8 protein-coding genes are annotated in these 21,404 nt (G+C 59.4%); 2 read left to right on the plus strand and 6 right to left on the minus strand.

Annotated elements, in window-relative coordinates:
• Positions 1-8 precede the first annotated feature (8 nt).
• On the minus strand, positions 9-12,575 hold the full coding sequence (locus HY788_02590) for a hypothetical protein (protein MBI4773063.1): 12,567 nt from the start codon (positions 12,573-12,575) through the stop codon (positions 9-11).
• 347 nt (positions 12,576-12,922) lie between these two features.
• Here HY788_02590 and HY788_02595 point away from each other — a divergent pair, with 347 nt between their 5' ends.
• Positions 12,923-13,417: a rubrerythrin family protein gene (locus HY788_02595; protein MBI4773064.1), complete on the plus strand. Its 495-nt coding sequence runs from the start codon at positions 12,923-12,925 to the stop codon at positions 13,415-13,417.
• 52 nt (positions 13,418-13,469) lie between these two features.
• On the plus strand, positions 13,470-13,733 hold the full coding sequence (locus tag HY788_02600; protein MBI4773065.1) for a DUF1638 domain-containing protein: 264 nt from the start codon (positions 13,470-13,472) through the stop codon (positions 13,731-13,733).
• 29 nt (positions 13,734-13,762) lie between these two features.
• Here the strand turns inward: HY788_02600 and HY788_02605 are convergent, their stop codons facing one another.
• From HY788_02605 to HY788_02625, 5 genes are all read right to left on the minus strand, one after another.
• Positions 13,763-14,176: a hypothetical protein gene (locus HY788_02605; protein ID MBI4773066.1), complete on the minus strand. Its 414-nt coding sequence runs from the start codon at positions 14,174-14,176 to the stop codon at positions 13,763-13,765.
• A gap of 12 nt (positions 14,177-14,188) precedes the next feature.
• Positions 14,189-14,881 (minus strand): dethiobiotin synthase, encoded by a 693-nt coding sequence (gene bioD / locus HY788_02610; protein ID MBI4773067.1) that lies wholly within the window; start codon positions 14,879-14,881, stop codon positions 14,189-14,191.
• A gap of 483 nt (positions 14,882-15,364) precedes the next feature.
• Complete coding sequence (gene bioF / locus HY788_02615) at positions 15,365-16,603, minus strand: 8-amino-7-oxononanoate synthase (GenBank protein ID MBI4773068.1); 1,239 nt, start codon at positions 16,601-16,603, stop codon at positions 15,365-15,367.
• Positions 16,600-17,937 carry an adenosylmethionine--8-amino-7-oxononanoate transaminase gene (gene bioA, locus HY788_02620; GenBank protein ID MBI4773069.1) on the minus strand — a complete coding sequence of 446 codons (1,338 nt, stop codon included), beginning with the start codon at positions 17,935-17,937 and terminating at the stop codon, positions 16,600-16,602. The genes bioF and bioA overlap by 4 nt, the downstream gene beginning before the upstream one ends.
• Before the next feature lie 649 nt (positions 17,938-18,586).
• Positions 18,587-20,818, minus strand: coding sequence for an SUMF1/EgtB/PvdO family nonheme iron enzyme (locus HY788_02625; protein MBI4773070.1), 2,232 nt, complete (start codon positions 20,816-20,818; stop codon positions 18,587-18,589).
• Positions 20,819-21,404 lie beyond the last annotated feature (586 nt).

Below are 21,404 nucleotides of genomic sequence, written 5' to 3' on the forward strand. Positions count from 1 at the left end.
CTCTATTCTTAGTAAGGCGGCTCTGGTCGGACGGGGGCTCCGGAGGGCGCTGCGTCCCGCCCTTGGCACATGTTACCGCTGCAGAGGTCATAAACGCTCCGGCTCCACCCGCCCCATGCGCCCGCGCTGTGCAATCCGATAGGCCCAAATTCTCCGGAGGAACTGGAGAAAGCAAAGCCCGGGACCGTGTCGTCTCGATTGGGAAAACTTCCCAACCCGAAATAGAATCCTTTGTTCGTCAGAACCATCCAGGCTCCCAGCGTGTCCAGTCCGATGGCTTCGGCGCCGCTTAACACCGCGCAAAGCGGCGCCTGGATGGGATCGAAACAGTTGAGATTGTCGAACATGGTCTGGTAGTAGTCTTCCGCGATCTGAAATCTGAACTTATATCCAAACTCGGCGTTCGCTTTCCCCCAATCCGCTTCGCCGAACAACTGAGTCTCCACCGGCACGTCCAGATCTTGCAGGCGTAATCCGAAGAAGTAGCCGCCCACGTATGGGCGCGCGCACTGACTCACTTCGAATCCCATCGTATCGCTTGCAGGATCGACACCGCCCGAGCCGCTTCCGCCCGCCTCCAAGCCCAGAGTAATGCCGGCCACCGGGGCAAAGGAAACGGCGAGTTGGCCTTCGACGCCAAGTTTCATTCCCAAACCTCCCGTCAATCCTTCTTTGAAAAAATACCCCCCGAGTCTTGAGGTGGCGCCGACACCGGCCAGGATGAACGGGCTGAACTGCTGGTCGACTTGACCGCACATCCCCACGTCGATGTTGGATGCGGTTTCAAGGGGGTTGTCGCCCCTGAAATCCTTCATATAACCCGACAGAATCAGCCGACCGAGGGGAATGGCTCCCCATTCCAGGGCCGCGGCGCTGTAAAGCTGGACATACGGGCTGTCGTCCACCACCCCCAGCCACCCGGTGAGATGGGCTTCCGCGTTTCCGATAAAACTGGAGGCTATTTCGTTCATGGGGAGATCGACTCCGATTTTCCGGCCGATCGAGTTCAGGTCGGGGTAGTTGCCCGCTGCGCGCAGCATGAGCAACCAGTCCGTCCCTTCCGTGGTGTACGTTAATTGGGCCGCCGTCTTAACCAGGGCAGGAACCGCGAACTGCCCCACCATCTCGAAATAGAGGTCTGCATCGTCGGCGGAAGATCCGGGGGCCCACTCTCTCATCAGCCCCCCGCCCACACCTGAAAACGTCTCCCCCCCGGTCTGCGGTGCGAAGAGGGACTGGTCCAAGATCTGCTGAGCGGTGGGGCCGCCGGTGGAAAGTTGCGGTAACGAAGCCATAACTCGCACGGCCATTCGCGCGAGGTCCGTTACCCCGGCGCCGGCTCGTCTGGCCCGGTTAACATGGGCCTCCAGGTTGGTGACGGCTGCCACGGTCTGGTTCCAGGCTTCCTGATCCTGAACCCGGGAAAGGTCAGGGAGAAGGCTTTCGCCCGGGCCCAAAACAGGCAGAGTTTTCAAATACCCCCACTGGGGATGAGTTTCATGTTGAGCGTCCGAGAGGCCGGGTACGATCCCCTTTCGGGCGTCCCCCAAAACGGATAACAAGAGATTCGGCACGGTGGAACCGCACCGATCCGGACCCAGCAGGTCGTTCGGCTCGCACGCCCCGCCCAGCAGTCTCATCATTTTGTTCAGGTTCGGATCTTCGGACAAAATAGCGACGATATTACCTGCAATTACGGGAACTTCCAGTCCAAATTCGAAGTAGTCCGTCACATCGCCTCGGAGGGCGCTTCCCAATCCCACGTAAGGCTCAGAAGGAGCGGGGCTGGTTTCCCGGCCATACCAGAGCGTGTACAACGCTCTGGCGAGTGGTGAACCGGGCGCCACCGCGTCCACCGCGGCCAACCCGAACCGGCCCAGCAGTTCAAATCCGGCGCGCGGATCGCTGGTGTCCAGTTCCTTTAAAGCCCGAGTCAAAGCGGCGAGGGGTACATCCTGTCGGGAGAGACCGGAGGGAGAGGGACATGCGGAGGTTTCAGCACCGGACAGCCAGAGGTTTATCATACCCGCGCCCACATCCAGCATGGCTGCCGCCCAAAGGTCGCTGCCTGTGGCCAGTTCACCGCTGTGGGCAAGCAATTCTTTGGCGCCCACGATCGGGATGAGTACCGGAGCCGGTGGAACGAACACATTCAGATGCTCCTGAAGCAAACACGTCAGGGTGGGGATGCCGCGCGCCGAAAGGAAGGCGTCGAGGAGCGCCCCTGAGTCTCGTTGAGTCCCGGCTGTGTCTCCCTCGAGCAGTGAACCGAAAACCGGGTTATTATCTCGGGCAAAATCCAACGCCCAGTCTGCGACGTCGGCTCCGAGCGGGCCGTAGGGAGGAGGGACGTCCCGGAAAACGGCATGCCCCATAACCCTGGCCAAAGCGATGTCCAGAGGATCGCCCAGGGCCACGTTGTCCAGGGTGTTCGACATGATCTCCTTCCAAACGTGCATCAGGGACCGGCCCGGTTCGGGCATGGCGTCCAACGCGGCCTTGATGTCCGGATAGTCCAACATGGACACGGCCAGATCGAGACCGACCACCGCCGCGTCGTTCCCGGTCCGGTTTTGCTTGTATACGTCGATTCCAAGGCCGATGAATCGGGCCGACAACCCTATCCAGAAGTCCTCGAGAGGTGCGTCGGGGCTGTGCAAAGGCTCGAGACTGGTGGCTGCGCTTTCAAGGACATCCAGCCAGTTGGGCTGTTGTGCCTGCGCGGCGGGGGCATACGCCGCGAGAGCCCCGTCCACGGCGGCCCCCGTGAGGTTCAGACCGGCCCTGAGCATGGGATTTCCGGAGGTGAATCCGCCAAGAAGCTCCTTTAGCTGGGCCGCCAATTGCTGTCCCGGAGTAAAACCGGGGCTCGGCAGAGCCAGACTCATGAGTCCCGCCAGTAAGGCCTGGGGGTTCCGCATGCTCCCTGTTTCGCTAACGCCGGCCATCGATACGGCGGGTTCCGTCTCCCCCGTCCCGAGGAGCTTGTCGGCGAGATAGCCGGACAGTTCAAGGATCACATTGACTCGCAGATTGAAGTCGTCCGCCGTATCCGGCGACGTGATTCGGCTCGCCAGGCGGTGCGCAATTCGTAGCGGGTGACCCGACCTCTCCAGAACGGGCGCAAGGAAGTCCGCCGCCACCTGAAACCGATCCGCCCCTCCTTGAATTCGGATGGTGTCGAGAGTGGGCAGGAAGCTTTGTTCAAAAGCGCCATCCAAGGAGTCCGGATACACGCTCGCCACCACACCGACCCTCGATAAATCCGCGTCCACGTCTCCGCTCTCCGCCCCCCCGGCCGTGTCCGCGATACCGGACACCGTCACGACCGGACCGGCGGCGAGCGTTAAGACGGCAAACCTTGCCGGCCCTGCTCCGGCCGGGGATTCCGGCGCGGCGTCCGGTACCTGTCTCGCAAACGTGGCCACCATCCTGGAATGCTTGCTCCTGAGCTGTTCACGCAGAATCTGAAACGGATCCGAACTCGTGTCCACCGGGTACGGAGGCTGCAACTCCACCACGGCATTAACAAAACGAAGGAAGGATTCGAGGGCCTCTAAATGGGAACTGAGACCTGAATCGTTGATCTGATCCGTCAAACTCGAAGTAAAGGAGGCCGCCTCCGAACGGGAATCAAAACCCTGCAACACCCAAGTGTTTACGAGAAACCGGTGGTACTGAAGAGGCAGTTCCTCGACGAATCGACCGGACTCCGGATCGAGCGGAGGCAGGGAAGCATCCGGGCGAAAGTCCGGGGTGGGCTCCGCGGGAACCGTCTGCTGAAACAGACCCAGGATCTCCCCGTCGATACCCGACGGAAACGAGGACAGCCCCATGGATGCCGCTCCGCGCCCCACGGATCGGATTCCCTCGATCGCGGTTTCCACCTCCCGCCAGGAGTGCGGCCGGCGATTCAGAGCGCCCAGTAGGCGTTGTTTGGCATGGTTGATCGCGTCCTCCGTGTGAGGGCGGACGTCTTCCCTGAAATCGCCGTCCACGAAATTGCACAATTCGGACATCAGACGCATGGCGGAAAGGGCCTCTTGAGTGGCCTCCGCAATGCGGGTCGAATCCCCTCCGGGAAGTACGTTACGATATTCCGATTTAGCCCCTTCCGCGACATATTCACAAGCGGGCAGCAACTGCTCCGTGGGGATGCTACAAACCTCTCCCTGCCCTCTTTCCTCGCAGAGGTTCACCTCTTCCATCACTGTTTGGAGGGCTTGCCGGACATCTTTCCAGTCCGGTTGCGTGTTCAGAAGGCCGATTACCTGCTGGGCATATTCGTCGATCACTTTCTCCGACGCGTTCCGCAGGTCGCACCCGTCGATCGCGTTTTGGGCCGCCTGGTCATCCTCCTGGATTTCGATGCCGTGAAGCTGAAGGAGAGCGGACAGATTGAGACAACCTCTAGCCGCCTCATAAATCTCACCAAGGGGAGCCCGCGCCCGGATACGACTTTTCAGAAGATCGCCCTGGCTTCCCGCGAGATCCGGCGCCCTGTCGGCCACCTCGTTCTGGCACTGCGATAGAATGGGGTCGTTTTCCGTTCCTGTAAAAGCCAGAAAGGCGACGGCGTCCACACATTCCCGATATTCATTGAGGACCTCGCCGGCGGGTGCGTTTTCAATACCGTTCAAAATAACGGATTTGAATTCGTCGATCACGGGCCGAACGAGTTCGAGCACCTCGAAACATCCTTCCGGGAACGCGTTGAATTCGCCCTTGATCAGTTGCTTCGCAAAGGTATAGGCGCCGCGCGCCATGAACCGCCGGAATACGTCTCCCGGGCGAGCCCTGCGGTCCGCGTTGATACTTTCCAGCAGGACGGTCAGGGGGTGGGGATCCTCGTTTTCATGCCGGAGCGAATACGCCAGGATCGCGGGAGCCTTTTGCGTCAGTTCGATCCCGTAGCGGTCCGCGATTCCCATGTATACGAGCAGTCGGCGAATCGGGTTATCCGGCGGAAGCGCAATGACCCACTCTTGGATGATTTCGGGATTGGGAGCTTCCTCCTCGATGATGCCCACGGAAATAAGCAACTGCCGTATGGGATTGTCCGGAGACAAGTCCAGGATCCACTGTCGAACAGCCTCGAAGTCGAGCATGCCCTCTTGCCGTTCTTCCTCAACGAGACGCTTCAGTCCCATAACCGTGGCGATCTTCCGCAGTTCCTCTTCCATAAGGCGGTTCAAATGAACGCCCGACGTCGCCCTGGCGTTCATGTCGAGCTCGGGAAACGTCCAGCCCAGTTGTCCGGCCCGGTCCACCAGATCGAGCAGATGTATGATCCCATCGGCCGTGGGGTTCAACGCGAGTTTTTGTCTCTCCGTCTCATAAGTGGCCAGGAAGAGCCTCTTTTTTCTCAGCAGCAGCGGATCGCCCTCCCCGGACGCGCTCACAGGCTTGGGATCCACGATCCTGACGGCAGGTTCCGACTTCGAGTAGGCAAAGTTCATGCGGATTTTGCCCGCCTCGCATGGGGGTTGCCCGTCTTCGGGATCGAACCCGATGGTGATTTGCCCTTTTCCGTCCGGAGAAACCGTTGCTTTCTTCTTTTGGCCGCCGCACTCCTTGATCTGACTGAAGGCCGCGGAATCGGGGTCCAGCAGGGTCTCCTTCCGACTGCAGTTCTCATCGGGAGGCTCGATCCGCTGCACCCAGCCGGCCTCCCTGCGAGACGAGGCGCAGTCACCCGCATGCTCGCTTTCCCTTTCCGTGTCCGGCAGGATGATCGTGGATCCGAAACCGGAATAAACGACCAGAGTTCCATCGGGAAGGCTTACTGTAACCAGTCCTCCCTCGTCGCGGATGCCGAACTCGGTCATGGTTCGAGGATGCAGCGAGTTGTCATCCCGGTCGGACACCGTACCGTCCGGACTTCCCAATGCTTTAACGAGGCCCACCGGGAGTTCTTGCGATGGATTCGGCGTCTGGGAACCATCGGGAAGGTCTTGGATCGAATAGAGTTCCCATTCTCCGCAGGGGAAGGTCAATAGGGCATGTTTTTTCGGGTGGTATAACCAGGAACGACCATCCGCAAAAAAGATGCGACGTTCCAACAAACGGCCGTCTTTTGGAATCTGATCGGCTGCGGACACTGCGAGATTCGGGTCCACCTCGATCCTGTCGTAATTGGAACCATCCAGCACCAGGATGTAGCCTCTGCCGCTTTCATAGTCCAACACCCATCGATCCGGCGCCGGAGGGGAGCCGTGATACACGAGCAGGCGACCGCCGGTAGGTATGCCGCCGACGGAAGCGAACCGCTCGTTCCCCACGGCCCGGATTTCATAGGCGCCCGCATAATCCGTGAAATCCGCCCGAAGACGGCTTTGCTCCGGGTTGTACGTATACGTGTAGTTCCGTTTTGCGGACTCATCGCGCCATTTGGCTTCCAACAACAATCCCTGGATCTCGTCGGCCGTCCTGCAGGGCGCCGGAACATCGGAAATCTCCACCTTGCGCATCGGAATGAAAGGACCGTATCCAATGGGTTCGGTTATGCGCGCGGTTTGGAAGATCCGGTTGTCCTCCAATAGGATAAAACCCCCGTCCGCGTTCCGGGGGCGTTGGAAGTCGACCTCCCGACCGGAAGTATCCCGATAGATCATAACCCCCGGTGCGCTTGTCACTCCAGAGAGGGCCCTCAAGCGTTCGTAAAAATCGAGCAAGTCTTCGGGCAGAGTGGGTGGATATAGAACGTCTCGAAACTGCGTGGGGACGTCCCAGGTTCCTGCGCGCCAGTAGTAAACCTCTCGCAGCCCCCCGGCGCAACGGGAATGCCCCTCCGGGAAGTTGGTTTCCAGGAACCAGGTATGTTTGTTTTCAGAGGGGTCGAGGTACCGGTGCAGCATGATGGAGCCGCCTTCGTTGTCCACACTGCGAACACTGTCGATCAATTCCCCTCTCTGAGCGATGGCGGAGCCTTGCACCAGGGTCGGCGGCTGGATCAGGGCGGCCCGCGCGGCCAGGATCGCGAGTCGTACCTCGGGGTCCTGAGTTGTTTCCGCTTCGGATTTTAGGAGATCCGTAAGCACTTGCGTGAACGCCTCCGAAGCAGGACGGGTCACGTTCAGGGCGGGGAGAACCTGGAGGGACGCCACCAGCAGCTCCATCGCCTCATCAAAACCCGTGAATGCGGCGGCGGGCAGCAGTTCACCGGCCCTGCCCCGCGGAGAAAGGCTCTGTTGGGGATACAAGGCCAACACCGCGGAGGTGATAATATTCGACAACGCGGCAAGGCTGATCCGATCTACTCCGACGGCGCCTTCCAGAGCCCCGAGCATCGCCGAGATCATGGCCAAAGTCGGACCCGCGTCTACGGCGGCGGGGAGAATCGCCGGCCCATCCCGGAAGGAACCTGCATACGCCACGGTAGTCGGAGTATCCAGCGGTTCGCTTCCATGAAGTTGTCGCAGAATGTCTACAATTCCCTTCGCGGAATGGATCAGTCTTTTGGGGTAAATCACTTCGCCCGTTCCTGCCTGGGCCATATCCAAGGCCAGGGCCATCATGGTCAGCCCTGCGATCACGTCTCGGTGTAACGGAAGCCTTCGGATCTCGTTCACTACCTGTCGGCTTCCTTCGAGCCAAGTCCGGATGTCGCCCGGGTCTTCCCCGGCGACCGGGATGAGTCCTCGAACCACGGCGCCCACTGCGTCCACAATCAAAGGCGCGGTCGGATCCGGGGTTAGCGCGGCGGCCTCCCGGATCTTGGGCATAAGCGCATCCGTCAGCTCGAGAACTCGACGGATAGGTGGACCGGAGGAGTCGACGGACGCAAAAGCGTCTCTGAACTCGACCAGGGAATCCACAACCTGTTCGTCGACGGAGCCCGGCTGCAGCGTATTCAAAGCCACGGCCGACTCGAGAACCGTGGAAGCAGCCCACTCGAAGACCTCGACCTCCGTAATCCGGGTTTCTTCTCCCGCCAGGCTCGATCCCAACACAACGCCTCGAAGACCTTGGCGCGCCACACGCAACAGGGCTTTGACCTCCGCATCATAGGGACCGTAATCCAGGCGGCCGCCGCAGGTGGTTTGAGAGTTGCCGTCAATGAGCCAGTCCAACAACGGCAACGCGACGCGAGGGATGACTTCCTCGGGAGGGAGGGCTCCGGTCAAGAACTCCGGATCGTTGATTCTCGAAAAAAGCGCCCGGGATATCGACAGGACGGAGTAGACATCCCTGCCGGGAAAACCGGGCGCTTCGAAGAGTGGTTCCAGAATGGCGATATCTTCGCAAACGATACCCAGCAGCCGGTCAAAGAGGTCCACCAGGTTGGCCAGGTTTACATCGCCCTGCCCGGTGCGGAGAGAACTCCCCACGTCCACGGACACTTCCGCGATGGCCAACGCAAGAGGCAGGGCGTCGAATTCGGGCGATCCCTTGATTTCCGGTAGTTCCTGAAAGAGCTTCGCCGCAGTGACCACGTCCCTTGCCAGAAGCCACGCCTCCGTCTCGCTGATGGCGCCCCGCTCGACAAGAGCGCGGGCCGCTCTCACGATCGCATGGGTGATCGAAAGAGCCAGCTTCACCTTCTGATCGGTGACCGCGTTCCCCGTCTTCATCGCCTCCAAGATGGGGATGGCCACATCTATAGCCTGCAGAAGGACTTGCGCGACCTCCTCCGGCTCCATATCGTCGAACTCGACCCCCAGATTCGCCGCTACGAGCAGAATGTCCGCGATCTCGAGGGCTACGTAGGGCGGATCCCGAGAGGGATCTTCCGCATTGGAAGGATCGTAAAACGGCCTCTGCAGATAAATGGCCTTTAGGAGATCCACCGTGGAGGCGGATAGAGTCAGCCCGTTGCCGACCACGTTTCGGATCTCTTCCGCGCTCAGCGAAGCGGCGCCGCCTCCCGACGCCGCGGCGCCGGCCAGCGCCAGAACCGTGGTGACTACGGAACTCGTGAAGGCCACCGCGTCCGACGCCACGTGAATCACTTCCGCTCCCAGCCCCTCCGCTCCCGTGGTTATCTCCACCACGGCCCCTCCAAGACGGGCCACCGTTTCCATTCCGTGCAATCCTGCAAGCACGCCCCGGAGAATATCCACGCCGCCGCCCACGCCGATCTTCTCGTAGGTGCGTAATTGGCTCTGAGCGTTTCTCCGCTGGCCCGCTTCAGCCACTCCGTTGATGGACAGGGCGTTCAAAATGTGTATCCGGCCTTCCCCGACAAAGGCCTTGAACGGTGAGTGCTCTTCACGCGCTTCTTCGTGAGAGTCGTATGGCCGCGCCGCGTCGGAGGGTCGGGGAGGAAACCGATTTTCTACGACGGTGTCGGGCGCTCCGAACGTGTTGACAAATTTGAGCCTGGCATCAATAAGCACCGCGCCCGTCGAGTCGGCAAACACGGGCGTTGGCCTTCCATTCTCGTCCACGGCGGTGGGTTCCACAAAGGGCAAGCGCGCCCCCATGGCCGTGTGGCAAATGCGTACTCTTCGAGAACCGAACAGGTTGAAGAGGATTCCGCCTTCCAGTTTTACCAGCCACAGGGGCGTGGGAGGCTCGGTCTTTTCGGGTGGAACGTGGCTGCCCACGTAGCGCCTCACTTCGATCTCATCGCTTCCCGGTTCAAAGGGGATTCCCAAAAAGAGGATGCCTCCGGCGGCGGAAGGGGACACGGACACGTGATCGATCCGGCCGTTGGGAAGGATCTCCAAAGAAACGGTAAAGGGATGGCCGCCGTCCCGGCGCGTGAACTCGACGCCGCCGAACTCGTCGCTCACATCGAGGTCCATATCCGCATCGGTGAGCAAAATCCGGTCGTGAGCGAACACCATGGGTCTTCGGATCGGCACAAGGTGTGGGGGAAGGGATTTTGGATCCGATCCAGGTCTCAGTGAAGGCTTATCGATGCCTTTTCCAGGCCTTCGGAACTTACTTGCCGGAAACAGTCGCATTTTCCAATAGTCCAGCTTCCAGCCCTCCGCCAGGTCCGGTGGGCGAAGCCCGTCCGCCGCAACCATCACCTCCGCCTGGTGGGTCAGGGTTCCGTCAAAAGGAATTTCGACCCGAGCGGGATAAGGAATCAGGAGGCGGCCTTGCACCAGGCTCGAGGTCATGGCCGACCGCCGAAAGTGAATGTGCACGCCGTCCAACTCAGCCGTGAACTCCCCGATTTTTCGATACCTGGGATCTTTAGTCACGAGCCACTGCCCGCTTGTTCCGGATGACTCCAGAACGAACGCGCCTCCCTGCAGCGGCAAAACGATACCGGGAAATACATCGAGCCAACGCCCCGGACCCACATGCCGGGACGGTACGTCTTTTCCCGGGATTTCCGGGCGCTCCGGGCTTACGCGCCCTTTTTCCCACGGCCAGACGGGTTTTTGTCCTTTGACGATCGTCGATGGGACCCGGGATCCTCCCGAAGCATCGGACTCTCGCCTCGATGCCGGTGGAGGCGGGGCTTCCGCCCAAGGAACGACGAGGGACCCGCCGGACAGAATCAGCCCATGATGGAGGTCCATCAGACGATTTTCGAGACTGGTTTGCCAGGATTGAATCTCCTCTCGGTCTTGAGGCCAAACGGGGACTTTGATGGGAGGAGGCGTCCGTCGAGGGAGGCCGAGCTCAAGAATTGCCGGGATTTTCAAGCGAGCCTTGCCCGGGCGATAAGTAAAGCCTCCCAAGCGGATATCGGGCAGATCTCGAGTGATCTCTTCCGTCTCAAATCCGGAAGAAGGGTCCTGATTCCGCCTCAAATGGCGAAAATACACGGGTGGGGCCCGGTAGTCGTTCGGCAAAACCAGGTAACCTGCCAGGTCCAGGCTCGATACGGCGCCGTCGATCAATCCAAACAGCCCTCCTTCGAGACGGAGAGAAAAGCCCATGGGAGAGAGGAGGCGAACCGTGCTTTCCACCGCCTTTCCGAAGGCGGCGCCGGCCTCGTCTGCGGTCACCACTTTCAGTTTCTCGGAATCGATCAGGCCCCGGCTGTTTATGGTAAGTGTGGTGAAGCGGCCATACAGAAACGCGGTATCCAGGTTTTCCACGTGGAAAAGGTCCCGGTCCGGTTTGGAAGGCGAGGACGGGCGAATTCGAGTACGAAGAACGCCGTTCGCCAGTGCAATGCCCACCCAAGAGGCGTCTCGGAACACTTTTGGACTGCCTGACCGGAGCGAAGCGTCCAGGATGATCCGAGCGCCGGCAAGATCCAGATCGATGTCTCCCAGCCGGATGGGACGGCGTGAATGTTCGAGACGTTTTTCCGCGATGAATTCCCCGCCTTCGGAAACAACTACATCCTTGAAAACCACCGGGGGATAGGCCTCCCCGGGGCCTGTTTCAAAGCGGTATTCCAAATCCGCGACAGCGTGCTGCGGACCCAGGAAGAGAGACCGCAGCAGGATCTTACGTCCGAACAGGTCGAGAGGATGCCCTTCACCGGATTTCAGCCTTGCCTTGCCGGCCGTCACGGAAGGGTTCGCTGACCTGGTCTCCGGCACGCGGACGTTCTCGAATTCCACCATAAGTTGACCCTGGCTATTGTCGCCTTTCCAAACCGTTTTGGCGACTCCGGCAAGCCCTGGGCCGGCGTTAACCTCGTATTTCACCACGTCCAACACAAATCCGGCCATCTCGAAATGAGCAGGCAAGGGGGATCGGATGGATGCGCGCACACCTAGGGACGGCGAAATCCCCATAAACGTGACTTGATAATCTCCTTCACCGGGAATCCGCCAGGGGCTGCTCTCGATGACTCCGGCGGCGCCCGGTTCCAAAACCACGGGATCGCTCGTCCATACGAGCGTGCGCTTGCCTTTCGGATCTACCCGATATGCCAGAAAATAGAGCGGAGCGCCGGCGGGAAGCACCGGAGAACGGCGGAAACGTGTTTCGAATTCATGCAGCAGTTGTTCAAACCGTTTCCGATTCTTTTGACAACTATCCGGTGACGAAATAACCGCCCTTCCGGTTCGTCCGGCGGACTCGCGCATGAGTGCGGGCGGCGGAGGGACATCCACTACCAGGTCGCGGCCTTCCGACCCCCGGAATTCGACTTTGGGACGCTTTTGCTTTATCTCCTGACCACTTGCACAGTCCTTAACCATGGATTCCAGTTCTTGGAACTCCTCGGGAGGAACACCGAGTTCGTTCAGGAGCCCATCCCGAAGGTCCTTATGATTCTGCAAATACCCGTCCGCGAGGCCCCCGTCCTTGACTCGAGCGGAGAACGTCACTGTATCGCCTGGAGACAAATCTCGAGTAAAACGACCGTCTATGATGTGAAGCATGGATTGATCCATGCGCGCGGACTGGATTCGCGCATAGGCGAGGGATCGGGCTTTCAGGTCGGCTAACTCGCCCTGCAGGTCGGAAGGGTCCCGCAGCGGGGAGTCTGCTCGCCCGTCCGGACCGGGAAGGTCTTTGCTTCGGGTGATGAACGTGTCAGGAGAGCGGGAGGCCTTTGGTGCGGGTGTGCGGCCTCCAATTCCCTCGGCCCGCGTGGGCGCCGCGCATAAGAGAATCGAAAGCATGGCGGCGAAAACCAGAGCTGAACCCGAAACCACGCGAATTCGCGCGCCAATGAGCTTCAGATACTCGTCAGGCGGGAGCATCATCCATCTCCGTTGGGTTCAGGCTCAGGAGTTCTCGTTATCCACGAAAGAATCGCCCCTCGTTGGCGCCGGGTTCCCCGGTGGCGTTGGAGCATTACCCTGCTGTGTATAATAGTGGACATCACGTGGTTGAATCAAGCCGGTTCAATTCGCGTTCCGTGGAGGAAGCTCCGAGTTTCAAAAGAGCCGGTTGGCGTGTAATATTGACAGGAAACGAACATCCGAGCTCCGGCAGAGGTTGGATTTGATTGTACCGAGATGATATGGTTCTCATAAACTTGGGAAGATTTGGGTTCCCGTATGTTCAGGATTAATGCGCCCTGGATCGATTCGACAAAGGAGGACGTGCAATGAGCAGATCCGGAGACAACCTTTTGGCGGCTTTTGAAGGGGAATCACAAGCAAGCGCCCGATACCTTGCGTTCGCCGAAACAGCGGATGCGGAGGGCTACCCCGGAACGGCCAAGTTATTCAGAGCCGCGGCCCGGGCGGAACTCGTCCATGCCCGAAACCACCTCAAAGCCGCCAGGAGGATCGGCGGAACTCTGGACAACGTCAGGGCCGCCATCGAAGGCGAGACCCATGAGTTCAAGGAAATGTATCCCGACATGGTAAAAGACGCTGTTGAAGAGGGTGACACGGAAGCGAGGCACAGTTTCGAGTTCGCCATGTCCATCGAGATGGTCCACGCCAAACTGTTCAAGAAAGCATTGGAGAATCCGGCAGCCAATCCGGATGCCGTATATTACGTCTGTCCCCTGTGCGGACATACCGTTCTGAACGAACCTCCGAAGAAATGCCCCTATTGCGGTGTGGACAGCGCCAAGTTCATGGAGATCCCGTGAGTTCCTCAGCCGCCGGAAGAGTCGCCAAAGGATATCGGGCCGGACAAAGCAGTTGAGAAGAATGTTCGAACAGGATTTCGGGAACATGGACGTGGCGATGGCCAAGCGGTTGTTCACCCACTATGAGCGGTCTCTCATCATTCCGACGCCCGTCATGTCAGAGGCCGTCATGCGGGAAAACATCGAGGAGTTCAATCAGATATTCGGCTTTCGCACCGAAGTTCGAGAAGGCACTCTCGGCATTCTGGACAGGACATGGGAAGCTGCGAAAAACGACTTCCTGGGCAAGGACACCTTGGTCTCGAAGACAACGTGATGGTTCGTTTCGTCCAGCAGGACAGGGAATCAGGAATCCGTCGAGGCCTCCCTCGATGTCCCGAACAGGTGCTGCTCTATCTCGACCTTGTACCTGCAACGGCTTTTTTGAAAGGGGACGCCCGCATAGATTCCGTTTTCCGCCAGAGCGTGATCGAACAGAGCCATAAACAGTTCTTCGTACAGGTCGTGCGTCCAGGCTACGCCGTTCCGGGCCAGGTATTTCAACACCCGGGTGTGCAGCCGCACGGCTCGCTCGTGAACACGGCGGAGCTTGGGATCCCAGGTCGGGATGTGTTCCCGCTGCAGCTTGCGAAGTTTTCTTTCTTCCCATCTCTCGAGGTTCTTGAAAACCCGTCGCATGGCTTTTATTGCAGGGTCGCGATCCCAGAAAGGGACTCCCTCCCCTCGAGCTTCGGGGTCCGGGAAACGCTTCTTTTTCACCGCACCCCCCATCTACAGGTTCAAGGCTTTCACCACTGCTTCCATATCTGGAACTAGCTCGGGAAACGCCTCTGCCGGATCGTCGCAAAACGAAACGTGTCCGAGAAACGGAACTCCTCCGGAAAAGTCTTCGATGACCGCCGGACTGGTGGCCGCGGCTTCGTCTCCAGGATCGATCGCTCCGCTGGTTACGAAACCGATCACCGGAATGAAGCGGCGTCGCAAGGCCTCGATGGTGAGCAGAGTGTGATTGATGGTTCCCAGACTGGGTCGCGCCACCACCAAAACCGGATAGCCCATCTCCTTCATCAGGTCCGACACCATGAAACTGTCGGACAGAGGAACCAGCACACCTCCCACGCCTTCCACGATGAGGAATTCGTCCCGTTCAAGCAGGCGCTTCCACGCGTTTCGAATCACGTCCGGGTCCACATCGCATCCTTCCATGAGGGCGGCCGTGAGAGGCGCCATCGGCCTTCTGAATCGAAGCGGACAGCGATCCTCGGACGCGTCGAGAGAAGCCATTCGCGCCACAAAGGCCAGGTCCTCCGGAATAGCGTCGCGGTCCGGAACGCCCGTTGCCAGGGCTTTCATGTAGCCGACGGAAATGCCGCGTTGCTTCAGGGCCGCGGCCAAAAGCGCGGACACAAATGTTTTACCCACGCCCGTGTCGGTGCCGGTGATAAACAACCCTTTACGTCTCATGTTCATATCAGTCCACATAGTATCTCGATTTCTTCCCAACGAGCCGCTTCCGGGCTCGAGGTTTTTCCTGCGTGAGACGGCGTGTGGCGGTTTGTCATCTCCCGCCGACAATGACCGGATTCCTGTGATGACACGACGTCGAGCCACGCCTGATGCGGCAGCCTATGTGCCTTAAATTGTTGGGTTTCGCGTTGCTCACCCCAACCTACGGATGACTCCCGACGCGTTTCATCCCTGGGAGCGCCGGGCTTGCCAAGGCGTAGCTCTGCGAAGCCTGGCCCCAGCTCGGCCCAGTTGTTGGGTTAGCGAGCGAAGCGAGGGTAACCCAACAGGCGCTATGACACGATGTTGATCGGCCTATGTGCCTGGAATTGTTGGGTTTCGCGTTGCTCAACCCAACCTACGAATGACCCCCGACCCGTTTCATACCTTCCGGGGGCGCCGTTGGGGCGACCATGGCGGCCGTAACCCAACACCTCTTATTCACAGCACGCGGCCCGGTCCCGGCAAACAGACCCTCCGTTCGGCGACGCGTTCCAGACAGCGTGTGATACGGTGTCCCACAGCTTCGTCCAGGGCGGCCAGGAGCGCTTCAACATGGGAAAGTTCGTGGGCCGCGGAGACGCTGATACGCAATCTGCTGGCGCCCTCGGGCACGGTGGGAGGGCGAATCGCCGGTATGAAAATGCCGCGTTCCCACAAGAACGCGCTCAGGTCCAGGGCCGCTTCTTCCGCCCCCACCAAAACCGGCACAATAGGGGTCGGGACGTCGGGAACGGTATATCCCAATGTTTGAAGACCGGAGCGCAGGGCTTCTTCGAGCATTCGGAGATGCGTCCGTCTCTCCGGCTGCTCGTCCACGATTCGTAACGCTTCCCGGTTGGCGGCCAAGGTTGCCGGAGGCAAGCCGGTGGAATAGATGAGGGTGCGGGCCTGATTGACCAGGTAATCCCGGACCGGATGAGTTCCCGCGATAAATCCGCCCAGTCCTCCGAGCGCTTTGCTGAACGTTCCCATATGGACGATATTCGCGGATTGGACACCCAACTCCTCGACAGCTCCCCGACCGCGGGGCCCCAACACACCGGTCCCGTGCGCATCGTCCACCAGAAGCAGAGCGTCGTATCGCTCGCAGCAGCGGGTTAGCTCGACCAGAGGCGCGAGATCCCCATCCATGCTGAACACGCCGTCCGTGACCACGAGAATCTTGCCTTCCCCGCTTCGCGTCTTCAGCAGATGTTCGACGGCGTCCACGTCCCGATGGGGATAGACGGCCACACGGGCACGGCTCAAACGGCAGGCGTCAACAATGCTGGCATGGTTCAATGCGTCGCTCAGGATCAGGTCTCCGTCACCTGCGAAGGCGGGAATGGTCCCCAAATGCGCGGCGTAACCGGTCGAGAAGACCAAGGCCGCTTCCGTGCCTTTGAACGTTGCCAGCTCGGCTTCGAGATCCTCGTAAAGGGACAGATTGCCGGAAACCAGACGCGAGGCTCCGGCGCCGGTTCCCCATTTCTCCAGGGCTTGGCGCGCCGCTGCCTTCAGTTGCGGGTCACCGGCCAGTCCCAGATAGTCGTTCGAGCAGAACAGCAGCACTTCCCGGCCCGAGACCGTCGTCCTCGCCCCTATGCCCGATTCTATGCATCTGGGGGACCTGTGCAGGCGCCGGTTTTTGAGCGACTGAAGGGTATCACGGAAATGAGCTTGCCAGGTCTCGCTCAAAACGTTCTCTCCGTCAGTTCGACGATGGAGGATTCGACGGCGGTCAGCAGAGTCCGGATTTCATCCGGGCGTATGCTCAACGGGGGCATCAGAACCAGCACGTCTCCCAACGGCCGAATGATGGCTCCGTATTTCCTGCACGCCATCGAGACTCGATGTCCCATCCGCTGTTCGATGGGGAACGGTTTCCTGGTCTTCTTGTCCTCGACCAGTTCTATGCCCATCATCAACCCCGCCTGGCGCACGTTGCCCACCTGAGCGTGGGCGGCCAGCCGTTCGAGTCCTTTCTCGAACGCCTCGATCTTGGGTGGAAGATGCTCGATCACATTTTCCCGTTCGAAAATATCGAGGGAAGCCAGGGCCGCCGCGCATGCAAGGGGGTTGCCCGTATACGTGTGGCCATGGAAAAAGGTTTTGAAATCGGTGTACTCGCCCCGGAACGCGTTGAAGATCTTTTCCGTGGTAAGGGTGGCCGCCAGAGGCAAATATCCGCCGGTGATCCCTTTTCCCACGGTCATGATATCCGGACAGACGCCTTCGTGCTCGCACGCGAACATGGTTCCGGTGCGACCGAATCCGGTGGCGACTTCGTCCGTGATGAACAATACATCGTACCGCCGGCACAGTTCTCGGGCGCGGGCGAGATACCCTTTCGGCGCGACTCGAATGCCCCCCGCGCCCTGCACCAGAGGTTCCATGATCATGGCCGCGATGTCTTCATGATGATTTTCGAGGATTTCTTCCACCCGATCCGAGCAAGCCATGCCGCAGGACCCCGGCTCGAGGTCCAGTTCGCATCGGTAGCAGTGGGGGGACGGGCTTATGTACGGCCGGAAGAGGAGCGGCTTGTATACGGCGTGGAAAAGATCGATGCCGCCGACGCTGACGGCGCCCAGGGTGTCTCCGTGGTATCCTTCTCTGAGGCACAGGAAGGATTTCTTGGCGCTCGAATCGGCGCCCAAGTTCCTCCAATACTGGTAGGCGATCTTGAGGGCGATTTCAACGGCAGTGGAGCCGCTCTCGGAATAAAAGACCCGGTCGAGGCCTTTGGGAGCGATGCGCACGAGGCGGTCGGCCAGGATGGCGGCGGAAGGGTGGCTGAGGCCGAGCATGGTCGTGTGGCTCACGCGACCGAGTTGCTCGATGATCCTCTCGTTGATCTGCCGCCGGCCGTGACCGTGCACATTGGCCCACAGAGAGGAAACTCCGTCGATATAACGTTTGCCTTCCGTATCGATGAGACAGTTTCCTTCGGCCCGCTCGATGAAGAGAGGCCGATCCCTTTCCCATTCCAACATCTGGGTGAAAGGATGCCAAACGGACCCGAGGTCCATGCGACAGAGATCTTCGATGTTCAAGGCGGTGGTGTCTGTAAGGGGTTCCATGAGTATTAACTTTCCTCCGGCTGCGGCCGATCCAATCGGGCCTGATCGGTGTTGGCATAAAAACGTCTTCGTTAACCCGACAGGCACGAATGGTTAACATAAATTTAATCGCAGTACAAGGGGTTTGGAGAATCGGAGGTCCTTTTTACGGCGGATGACCGAATAGGCTGGAATTGTTCAGCGTCTGGTGACGAAGGGCGGGGTAGGGGCGGTTCGCGAACCGCCCCTACGGAATTGCCCGGGCTGTGGCGACGAAGGTCCGCTAATGGGATTTGGTGGTCCCCTCCGGGATGTGAGCGAGGGGAAAAAGACGGCTCACCGGGCTTGTAGGCGGAGGCCGGAATTGGAACTCAACGAGGATGACCTCGCAGGAAGTCAGGAACGTTCATTTTACCCCCTCCCGGCGATAGAGGTCGTGTCATAATTCGTCTTCCCGGCCGAGCCCCGCAAGACGAGGCCCGAGTCTGGATCCTGGACCCTTTGATTTCATTGGAGTTTTCTGGATTCCGGATCCCACCGTGTTCGTCCGATATGACGTAACCGGAATTGCGACCCGGACTCAAAATATGCAAAAGGTAAAAAAGATAAAAACCAAAACCTAATCCGTCCTGAGGAGGCGAAACCCGAGATAGAAGAACCTGATGTCCGGCGCGCCGAAGTTGATGCGATTGGCGCACCGAACGCCCCCCGGGCTAACGTACCAGCCGCCCCCGCGGACCACGCGGCCGAAGCCGCCCGAGTCATATATAGGATTGTCACGCCGATGTTTCGAATAGGCATCTTTATTATACCAATCGTCGCACCACTCGTAGACATTCCCAAGCATATCGTACAGTCCGAAGGGGTTGGGCTTATAGGTCCCGACCGGGGCGGTTGTGGCGTATCCGTCATCACAGTTATGTGCGGTCCAGTCCGACCACCGCTTTTTTGCTGCCTGATCCGCCACATTGGCATAGCTGCACGCATCGTCCGCGTTGTCACCCCAGAACCGAATTGTGCTCGTTCCGGCCCTTGCTGCGTACTCCCACTCGGCCTCGGTGGGCAGACGAACTTTTTTGCCGGATTCTCCGCTCAACCACTTGGCGAACGCTTTGGCATCGTTCCAGGACACACAAACGACGGGGTGATTACTTTGCTGCTCAACGGTTGGAGGATTCCGCCAACTCGTCCCCTCTTTCTTCTTCCATTCGCCTTCGTACGCATAGCACCCGCCGCTTTGCTCGGCTTCCGTCTTATAACCCGTGGCATCCACGAATTCCCGGAATTGATCCACCGTCACTTCGTGCTTGGCCGTCCAGAACCCGTCCACGCATACCTCGTGTCGAGGCAACTCGTCCCCGTACCACTCTTTGTATTTCTCTTCGCCCACTTCCTTTATCAAATACCGTTTTTCAGCTTCCGTCTGGCCCATCTGAAAACATCCGCCGGACACCCGGACAAACTCCATACCGGTCGTAGGATCCCTCCAGGTCTCTCCGGACGCGGCCTCTTTCCGGACGGGAATCAGTTCCGCCTTCACCGTCTCACGGCCGCCTAAACTCACGGTGACTGTTTTCTCCCAATCCCGGTATTGATCGAGTTTGACCGTCACCTTGTGGCTTCCGGCGGCCACGTTGCTCATGTCACCGGGGGTGGCGCCCACGTAGGCCCCGTCCAGATACCACCGGGCGCCGGAAGGATGGCTGGTCACCTGGAGGCTCCCCGTGGTGGGGATGGGGTCGAGGAATAACGTGACCTTGGTCTCTTTGCCCGCCTGCACCCAGACGGTCTCCTTGCCGTCCCTATGGCCCTCGAGGCTCGCCCGCACTTCGACCTTGCCGGGACTCAGCACCGGAAGTTTCACCGGCGAGGCGTCCACTCGGCCTTCGTTCACAAAAACCGCGGCCCCCGAGGGTCGGGTTTCCACTAGAAGCGAGCCGGTCAAAGGCTCGGAAGCTTGCGGAGGCTCGGGCCGTGTGATCACCACGCTGCCCCCCGCGACGAATACAAAATCGCCCTGGTCCAGCCTCGGGTCCCGGATCTTGCCGTACTGGGGATGCTGGGCCGGGTTATATTCGGGCACCTTGGTCTTGAGAAACAGACCGAGTTCTTCGCCTGTGATGTAGCCGTCGGCAATGGGTTCACGTTGACGACCCTCCAACAGATTCAAAAAGGCCTGTTTGAACACACTGTGGTCGGGGACCGGCTCGTTGGCGCGGCCCGCGGTGATGAACTGCCGGACGGGATACCTGACGTTCTCCGTGATGTTTTGTGGAACCACTTGCTCTCTAAGATTCAGAATGGACCCGGAGAAGCAGCTGTCGAAAAGGTACAACACGTGCTTGGACCGGATCATCCTGGCTTCGTTCACCATCGTCTGCATGTCCACGCACTTCAAAGGAAACTCCTCCGGCTTGAACAAGGGCAAAGGCGCGTCCACCATGACCAGGTACCCGAATTCATCCCCCGTGACCGTTTTCTCGGTGTGCCCGTGACCCGCATAGTAGAACAGGAGCCGGTTGTCTTCGTCCTTTCCGTACTTGCGGGAGAAACGGCTCAGCTCAAGCATGAATGCATCGCGGTTGAGGTCCTTCCGCAAGGTCACCTGAAAGCCGTTTCGCTCCAGCGCCCTGGCCACGTCCTCCACGTCGTTTAAAGCTCCGGGAAGCGGGTCCCACCCGTTCGTATAATTGCCGTTCCCGATGACCAGGGCATAGGAATCCTCGTACAGAGGGACAGACTTGCCGTCCTGGGTTCTTGCCGATACTCTGATGCCGCGCTCAACGGCGAAGGAAAGCGTGGGCAGGGCTACGAGGAATGCCAGCAAAAGACAGGGAATTCCTTTCCGCATGACGGCCTCCCAATGGTGGTTACCGATCGTGGGTTGTCGGACGGAGCCTCTTCATAAGGACCACGCTGGAAATGGACTCCTTGTATGTAATCGGATAGCTCGCTGAAGAAGATAAGCAAAGCGGAGGGAATCGATTCCGTGACCTCTGGGGTGAGCAAGCGGCGGCGGCCGGAAGGGGGCCATGTTGGGCGTCCACACCCAGGTCCGACGGCCCCCTCGGCTGATGCACCCGCGCCGGGAATCGTCGCTCCCTCCGAAACGCTTCTGATCATCAACTACGAGCCGACCGTGAAAAACGACAGGATCCTTACATCCAAAATTACCAGCTAAACGTCGGCCGGGCAACGCAAATCTCAAAAAAAAGGAAGAAACAGGAGGATCCGGGCCTTGCGGCGGAGCGGTTCCATGCCCATTTCTCCCGTCCTTTGGTTTTTCTCCCCGTACGATAGAGACCGGTCGGATAGCCTATGGACTCGCGTGGCCTTCCTCTTGATTTGAGTCTTTCGCTGGGATAGTATGAAAAGAAGCGGCGCGCCTTTTAGCGCCCTTGATTCCCGGGAAAGACGTCGTCGCGGCGGCGATGAAA

Source organism: Deltaproteobacteria bacterium (assembly GCA_016208165.1).
GTDB lineage: Bacteria > Desulfobacterota > Desulfarculia > JACQYL01 > JACQYL01 > JACQYL01.